The sequence below is a fragment of the Streptomyces sp. UNOB3_S3 genome (genome assembly GCF_020740895.1).
Classification (GTDB): domain Bacteria; phylum Actinomycetota; class Actinomycetes; order Streptomycetales; family Streptomycetaceae; genus Streptomyces.
The window spans coordinates 1-7,702 of sequence record NZ_JAILXP010000344.1; the positions used below are offsets into that span (position 1 = coordinate 1).

Annotated in this window: 8 protein-coding genes; 5 read left to right on the forward strand and 3 right to left on the reverse strand. The window is 72.6% G+C overall.

The annotated features are described in order from the left end of the window. Positions 1-42: 42 nt before the first annotated feature. The gene (locus K6I33_RS28120) at positions 43-717 is read right to left on the reverse strand and encodes a pirin family protein (RefSeq protein ID WP_229357347.1); all 675 of its coding nucleotides are present in this window, start codon (positions 715-717) and stop codon (positions 43-45) included. An 81-nt stretch (positions 718-798) separates the two neighbouring features. Here K6I33_RS28120 and K6I33_RS28125 point away from each other — a divergent pair, with 81 nt between their 5' ends. The 5 genes from K6I33_RS28125 (at position 799) to fabF (ending at position 5,728) form a co-directional block, all read left to right on the forward strand. Further along, complete coding sequence (locus K6I33_RS28125; RefSeq protein ID WP_229357348.1) at positions 799-1,974, forward strand: CdaR family transcriptional regulator; 1,176 nt, start codon at positions 799-801, stop codon at positions 1,972-1,974. A gap of 98 nt (positions 1,975-2,072) precedes the next feature. Beyond that, complete coding sequence (locus tag K6I33_RS28130; protein WP_229357349.1) at positions 2,073-3,023, forward strand: ACP S-malonyltransferase; 951 nt, start codon at positions 2,073-2,075, stop codon at positions 3,021-3,023. Positions 3,024-3,037: 14 nt separating this feature from the next. Continuing rightward, positions 3,038-4,042, forward strand: coding sequence for a ketoacyl-ACP synthase III (locus tag K6I33_RS28135; protein ID WP_229357350.1), 1,005 nt, complete (start codon positions 3,038-3,040; stop codon positions 4,040-4,042). Between the two features lie 107 nt (positions 4,043-4,149). After that, positions 4,150-4,398 carry an acyl carrier protein gene (locus tag K6I33_RS28140; protein WP_229357351.1) on the forward strand — a complete coding sequence of 83 codons (249 nt, stop codon included), beginning with the start codon at positions 4,150-4,152 and terminating at the stop codon, positions 4,396-4,398. A 67-nt stretch (positions 4,399-4,465) separates the two neighbouring features. Next, positions 4,466-5,728, forward strand: coding sequence for a beta-ketoacyl-ACP synthase II (gene fabF, locus K6I33_RS28145; protein WP_229357352.1), 1,263 nt, complete (start codon positions 4,466-4,468; stop codon positions 5,726-5,728). Between the two features lie 61 nt (positions 5,729-5,789). Here fabF and K6I33_RS28150 read toward each other — a convergent pair whose 3' ends face one another. Next, positions 5,790-6,668: an NAD(P)-dependent oxidoreductase gene (locus K6I33_RS28150; RefSeq protein WP_229357353.1), complete on the reverse strand. Its 879-nt coding sequence runs from the start codon at positions 6,666-6,668 to the stop codon at positions 5,790-5,792. A 56-nt stretch (positions 6,669-6,724) separates the two neighbouring features. After that, positions 6,725-7,219, reverse strand: a complete 495-nt coding sequence (locus K6I33_RS28155) for a DUF3145 domain-containing protein (protein ID WP_229357354.1) — start codon at positions 7,217-7,219, stop codon at positions 6,725-6,727. Positions 7,220-7,702 lie beyond the last annotated feature (483 nt).

Genomic DNA, 7,702 nt, shown 5'->3' on the forward strand with positions numbered 1-7,702 from the left:
AGCTGGGGGAGGGTGGGCGAATCCCGGCGCGCAGCGCCGGACCTACCCGAAGCGCGGCTCGGCGTGCATCTCCCACGCGAGCACCTCGGCGCGGGAGCCGATCGCCTCGACGGTCACGCCGGAGGCGTCGAGAATCCGCGCCGCGTCCCCGTCGCGCAGGACGTCCTCCCCGAGCCGGACGGCGCCTCGTACGACATGTACGTACAACCACGGCGCGTCCGGCAGCGCGGCCTGCCCGCCAGGGCGGAGGCGGCGGACGTGCAGCACCGCCTCCGCCCGCCCCAACGCATACGGCGTCCCGTCGGCGATCCCCCGCACCACCTCGTACGACGGCTCGCCCCCGAAATCGGACGGCGTCAGCCACATCTGGACAAACCGCAGCGGAACCGACCCCGCGTTGCGCTCGGTGTGCCGGACGCCGGAGCCGGCGCTCAGCCGCTGGAGGTCGCCGGGGCGGACGGTCACGATCCGCCCGGTGGAGTCCTCGTGCGTGAGCTCGCCCTCGACCACCCAGGTGACGATCTCGACGTCCCGGTGGGGATGCTCGGCGAAGCCCGCGCCGCCCGCCAGCCGCTCCTCGTTGCAGGCCGCGAGCGGGCCGAACCGTACATTGTCGGGGTCGTAGAAGCCCGAGAAGGAGAAGGCGTGCCAGGTCTCGATCCCGGCCGCCGGATCGCCGCCGCGGAAGCGATCGGCGGCCCGCTGCACGTACGTCATCGGCCCACCGTAGCCCCGCCGGGCGTCCCGGAGGGGTCCCGGCGGCTCCGCATCGCACCCGAATAAGGCAGGCTTGTCCCCGTGCCCGAACCAGCCGCTCACCCCACGCACCCCCACAGCGCCACCCTGCGCAACCTGGAACAGTCCTCCGGGACGCTGGCCGCCGCGGCCATCGCCCGCATGGACGCCCAGTTGTCGTGGTACCGGGCGATGCCCCCGGAGAACCGGTCGTGGATCGGCCTGGTCGCCCAGGCCGGCATCGCGGCGTTCACGGAGTGGTTCCGGCATCCGGAGACGCCGCAGGCCATCAGCACGGACGTGTTCGGCACGGCGCCGCGCGAGCTGACCCGGGCGATCACCCTGCGCCAGACCGTGGAGATGGTCCGCACGACCATCGAGGTCATGGAGTCGGCCATCGACGAGGTGGCCGCCCCCGGCGACGAGAACGCGCTGCGCGAGGCGCTGCTGGTCTACGCCCGGGAGATCGCCTTCGCCACGGCCCAGGTGTACGCCCAGGCCGCCGAGGCGCGCGGCGCCTGGGACGCCCGGCTGGAGTCGCTGGTCGTCAACGCGGTGCTGTCGGGCGAGGCCGACGAGGGCGCCCTGTCGCGCGCCGCCGCGCTGGGCTGGAACGCGCCGACGCATGTCGCGGTGGTGCTGGGCACGGCGCCCAACGGGGACAGCGAGCTGACCGTCGAGGCCATCCGCCGGGCCGCGCGCCATGCCAAGCTCCAGGTCCTCACGGGTGTGCTGGGCGACCGGCTGGTGGTGATCGCGGGCGGTTCGGACAATCCGATCCAGACGGCGAAGTCGCTGATCGGCCCGTTCGCGGCGGGCCCCGTGGTGGCCGGGCCGGTGGTGCCCGACCTGCTGGCGGCGACCCGGTCCGCGCAGGCCGCGGCGGCCGGCCTCAAGGCGTGCGCGGCCTGGCCGGACGCCCCCCGGCCGGTGCTCGCCGACGATCTCCTGCCGGAGCGGGCGATGGCCGGTGACCCGGCCGCCCGTGAGCAGCTGGTGGAGGAGATCTACAGACCGCTGGAGGAGGCGGGCTCGGCCCTGCTGGAGACGCTGAGCGTCTACCTGGAGCAGGCCAGCAGCCTGGAGGGCGCGGCGCGGATGCTGTTCGTCCACCCCAACACCGTGCGGTACCGGCTGCGACGTGTGACGGACGTCACCGGATGGTCACCCTCCGACGTCCGTTCCGCCTTCACTCTGCGCATCGCACTGATCCTCGGGCGGCTGGCCGACGCGGAGTGACACCTTTACGCTTTTGTTGAACGCCAACAATTCCCCTGACGGTTCTTGGTCCCTGTCCTCACGGGTGGGCGGAGCCGTCCACGAGAGAGAGTGTGAGGGTGCTCGTACTCGTCGCTCCCGGCCAGGGCGCTCAGACGCCCGGCTTCCTGACCCCCTGGCTCGACCTCCCCGGTGTCGCAGACCGCCTGCGTGCGTGGTCGGCTGCCATTGACCTGGACCTTGTCCACTACGGCACCGACGCCGACGCCGACGAGATTCGCGACACCGCCGTGGCCCAGCCGCTGCTGGTGGCCTCCGCGCTGCTCTCCGCCGGGCAGCTCTTCCCGGCCGGTGACGACCTCGCCGCCAAGGTGGGCGCCGTCGCCGGGCACAGCGTGGGTGAGCTCGCCGCCGCCGCGCTGACCGGTGTGCTGTCCGAGGAGGAGGCCATGCTGCTGGTGCGCAGGCGCGGGCTGGCCATGGCCGAGGCCGCCGCGGTCACCGAGACGGGTATGTCCGCCCTGCTGGGCGGCGAGCAGGACGTCGTCCTGCCGCACCTGGAGAAGCTGGGCCTGACCCCGGCGAACGTCAACGGCGCGGGCCAGATCGTGGCCGCCGGCACCGCCGCGCAGCTGGCGGCGCTGGCCGAGGACAAGCCCGAGGGCACCCGTCGCGTGGTGCCGCTCAAGGTGGCGGGCGCCTTCCACACCGAGCACATGGCCCCGGCCGTCTCGGCCCTGGAGGCGGCGGTCGCCGAGCTGGCCCCCGCCGCCCCCCGCACCCGTTACGTCTCCAACAAGGACGGCGCCGTCGTCGCCGGCGGCCCCGAGGTCGTGGCGCGGCTGGTCGGCCAGGTGGCCAACCCGGTCCGCTGGGACCTGTGCATGGAGACCTTCAAGGAGCTGGGCGTCACGGCCATCATCGAGGCGGCGCCCGGTGGCACCCTCGTGGGGCTGGCGAAGCGCGCCCTGCCGGGTGTCACTACGCTCGCGCTCAAGACCCCGGACGACCTCGACGCCGCCCGCGCGCTCATCGCCGAGCACGCGGCCGCCGGGTCCCCGGCCGAATAAGGAGCCCGAGAAGCATGACCGCGAAGATCAAGCCCGCCAAGGGCGCCGCGTACGCGCGCATCATGGGCGTGGGCGGCTACCGTCCCGTCCGCGTGGTGCCGAACGAGGAGATCCTCAAGCACATCGACTCCTCGGACGAGTGGATCCGCTCGCGCTCGGGCATCGCCACCCGCCACTGGGCGGGTCCGGAGGAGACCGTCGCCGCGATGTCCCTGGAGGCCGCCGGCAAGGCGATCGCCGACGCGGGCATCGCCCCCGAGCAGATCGGTGCCGTCATCGTCTCGACGGTGTCGCACTTCAAGCAGACCCCGGCCGTCGCGACCGAGATCGCCCACAAGGTGGGCGCGGGCAAGCCGGCCGCCTTCGACATCTCGGCCGGCTGCGCGGGCTTCGGCTACGGCCTGACCATGGCCAAGGACATGGTGACCGGCGGCTCCGCCGAGTACGTCCTGGTCATCGGTGTCGAGCGGCTCTCGGACCTCACCGACCTGGAGGACCGCGCGACGGCCTTCCTGTTCGGCGACGGCGCCGGTGCCGTGGTCGTCGGCCCGTCCGCCGAGCCCGCCATCGGCCCGGTCGTCTGGGGCTCCGAGGGCGACAAGGCGGAGACGATCAAGCAGACCGTCGCCTGGGACGTCTACCGCGAGGAGACGGACGTCCGCTTCCCCGCCATCACCCAGGAGGGTCAGGCGGTGTTCCGCTGGGCCGTCTTCGAAATGGCGAAGATCGCCCAGCAGGCGCTGGACGAGGCGGGCGTCAGCCCCGAGGACCTGGACGTCTTCATTCCGCACCAGGCCAATATGCGGATCATCGATTCGATGGTGAAGACCCTCAAACTGCCGGAGAGCGTCACGGTCGCCCGTGACGTGGAGACCACGGGCAACACCTCCGCGGCCTCCATTCCGCTCGCCATGGAGCGGCTCCTGGCCACCGGCGCGGCGAAGAGCGGGGACACCGCGCTCCTCATCGGCTTCGGGGCGGGTCTCGTGTACGCCGCCACGGTCGTTACCCTCCCCTAGGCGAGATTCCCGGACCGGGCCGCTCAGCCGCCGGTCGCCGAGAACCTCACCGCACCAGCAGTTCCCTTAATCAGCAGCACATCGCAGCACATAGAAGGAGCGCCACCATGGCTCACACCCAGGACGAGATCCTCAAGGGCCTCGCCGAGATCGTCAACGAGATCGCCGGCATCCCGGTCGAGGACGTCCAGCTGGACAAGTCCTTCACCGACGACCTGGACGTCGACTCGCTGTCCATGGTCGAGGTCGTCGTCGCCGCCGAGGAGCGCTTCGACGTCAAGATCCCCGACGAGGACGTCAAGGGCCTGAAGACCGTCGGCGACGCCGCCGGCTACATCCTCAAGCACCAGGCCTGACCGTAGCGTTCGTCGCCACCCCGGCGGTGGCGGTTCCAGCACCTCTACACGTGGAGACAGAATCCCGATGAACTCGACCAATCGCACCGTGGTCGTCACCGGTATCGGCGCAACCACACCGCTGGGTGGCGACAGCGCTTCGACCTGGGAGGGCCTGCTCGCCGGCCGGTCCGGCGTCAAGCCCCTGGAGAACGAGCGCTTCGCCGACCTTCCGGTCCGTATCGCCGCACCCGTGGCGGTCGACCCCGCCGACGTCCTGCCCCGCCCCATGCTCCGCAAGCTCGACCGCTCGGCGCAGTTCGCGCTGATCGCGGCGCGCGAGGCCTGGGCCGACGCGGGCTTCACCGACAAGGCCGGTGACGACACCGGCGTCACCCCCGACCGGCTGGGCGCGGTCGTCGCCTCCGGCATCGGCGGTGTGACCACCCTGCTCGACCAGTACGACGTGCTCCGGGAGAAGGGCGCCCGCCGCGTCTCCCCGCACACCGTGCCGATGCTGATGCCCAACAGCCCCTCCGCCAACGTCGGCCTGGAGGTGAACGCCCAGGCGGGCGTCCACACCCCGGTCAGCGCCTGCGCGTCGGGCGCCGAGGCCATCGGCTACGCCTACGAGATGATCCGCTCCGGCCGTGCCGATGTCGTCGTCGCGGGCGGTACCGAGGCGGCCATCCACCCGCTGCCCGTCGCGGCGTTCGCCAGCATGATGGCGATGTCGAAGAACAACGACGAGCCCACCAAGGCCTCCCGCCCGTACGACAAGGCCCGTGACGGCTTCGTCCTCGGCGAGGGCGCCGGCATCGTCGTCCTGGAGTCGGCCGAGCACGCCGCCGAGCGCGGTGCCCGCGTCTACTGCGAGGTGCTGGGCCAGGGCCTGTCCGCCGACAGCCACCACATCGCGCAGCCGGAGCCGACGGGCCGGGGCATCGCCGCGGCGCTCCAGAACCTGCTCGACAGCAGCGACCTGAAGCCGGCGGAGGTCGTGCACCTCAACGCGCACGCCACCTCCACGCCGCAGGGCGACGCCGCCGAGATCAAGGCGCTGCGCAAGGTCCTGGGCGACGACCTCGACCACGTCGCGGTCTCCGCGACCAAGTCGATGACGGGCCACCTGCTCGGTGGCGCCGGCGGCATCGAGACGGTCGCGACCGTGCTCGCCCTGTACCACCGGACGGCCCCGCCGACCATCAACGTCGACGAGCTGGACGAGGACATCGACGCGGACATCGTCCGCGGCGAGCCCCGCCCGCTGCCGCAGGGCACGATCGCGGCGATCAACAACTCGTTCGGCTTCGGTGGCCACAACGTGGTGCTGGCGCTGCGCACGGTCTGACGCCACTGATGTCACAGCGAAAGGGCCCGCCCCCGGCCGGGGGCGGGCCCTTTCGCTGTGCTCACTTGGTGAAGCTGGCGAAGTACGAAGCCGCCATGTCCTCGTCGCCGTGGCCCTGTTCGATCGCCCGGCGGAAGCGCTCGGCGCCCGCCGCCGCGACGTCGAGCCGCACCCCGGCGGCCTCCCCGGCCGCGACGATCAGCCGCGCGTCCTTCTCGGCCGTGGTGGTCGCGAAGGACGGCGGGGTGAGCGCGCCGTCCCTCAACAGCCCGGCCTTGGCGCGCAGATAGCCCATGTCGAGCGGCCCGCCCGCGACCGCGTCCAGGAAACGGGCCGGGTCCACGCCCAGCCCGTCGGCCAGCGCGAGGGCCTCGGCGGTGCCGTGGGTGACGGCCAGCACCCAGCTGTTGATGACGAGCTTGAGCCGGGTCGCGGCGCCGCCCCCCGCGTCGTCCGCGACCCAGACGGTCCGGGAGCCGATGGCGTCGAAGACGGGCGCCAGGGTGTCACGGGTCTCCTCCGGCCCGGCGGCCAGCACCGTGAGCGTGCCCTCCTCGGCGGGCCGCCGGGTGCCCAGGACGGGGGCGTCGACCATGACGAGGCCCCGCTCGCGGGCGAAGTCCGCGAGCACGGCCGTGCCGTCGAGCCCGGCGGTGGTGGACTGCGCCCAGACCGTCCCGGGGCGCAGGGCGGGGGCGGCGGCGCGCATCACGTCGAGGGCGGCCGGGCCGTCGTACAGCATGGTGACGACCACATCGGCGCCGGTGACCGCCTCCGCGGGCGTGTCCACGACGGTGACGCCGTGCGCGGCCAGCGGCTCGGCCTTGGCGCGACCGCGGTTCCAGGCCCGGACGGAGAGCCCGGCCCGGGCGAGATTGCGGGCCATGGCGAAGCCCATGATGCCGGTGCCGAGGACGGTGACGGTGGTGGGTGAGGTCATGCGCCGACGCTAGGGCCTGGAGCGGGCTCCAGCGCAAGACCGCGCGCCAGGCGTGCTCACACCACCTGGTGCAGCCATCGCACCGGCGCGCCCTCGCCCGCGTGGCGGAAGGGCTCCAGTTCGTCGTCCCACGGCTTGCCCAGCAGTTTCTCGACCTCCGCCTGGAGGTCCGTCTCGCCCCGGCCGGCGCGCGAGAGCGCGGCCCGCAGGCGGTCCTCCGGGATCAGGATGTCGCCGTGGATGCCGGTGACGGCGTGGAAGATGCCGAGGTCCGGCGTCGAGCTGTAGCGCTCGCCCTCGGCGGTGGCGCACGGCTCGGCGGTCACCTCGAAACGGAGCAGGTGCCAGCCCCGCAGCGCGGAGGCGAGTCTGGAGGCGGTGCCCACCTGGCCCTGCCAGGAGAGCTCGGAGCGCCAGGTGCCGGGGGAGGCGGGCTGCCGGATCCAGTCGAGGGTCACACGCGTGCCGAGGACGCCGCCCACGGCCCATTCGACGTGCGGGCAGAGCGCTCGGGGCGCGGAGTGCACATACAGAACTCCACGTGTCGTCACCGGGTCCTCCAGTGCGGTTCGAGGTTCGCCTTCCCCAGCGGCCTCGCAGCCGAACCGGTCCCGCCCGGGACAGCAGCAGACATTCTGCCCCAATGGCCACTCCCGCACCAGCCCGCGAGGTTACCAACAGTAAACACCATCGGGAGCAATTCTCCTGAAAAGGGACAGGATGTGACGTGTTGTGATTTGGTGCCGTCGTGGAGCGAAAGGCGGAGCGAAAGATGCCGGACCGACTCGATCACCCGGGAAAAAGCTACCGTGCGGGCGTGTCGCGGGCGTGACGTACCGTCGGTCCCGGACAGATATCACCCGGCCGGAGGGGATCACGAGCATGAACGTCGCACGGGGGAAGAGGCGAGGGGTGGTCGTGAGGGCGGCCGTGGCGGTGGTCTGCGCCGCCCTGCTGGCCTCGGGCTGCGAGAGCGGCGGCGACGGTGGCGCCGGCGGAGAGGAGCGGGCCGCCCCCTCGGCCAAGCCCAGCCC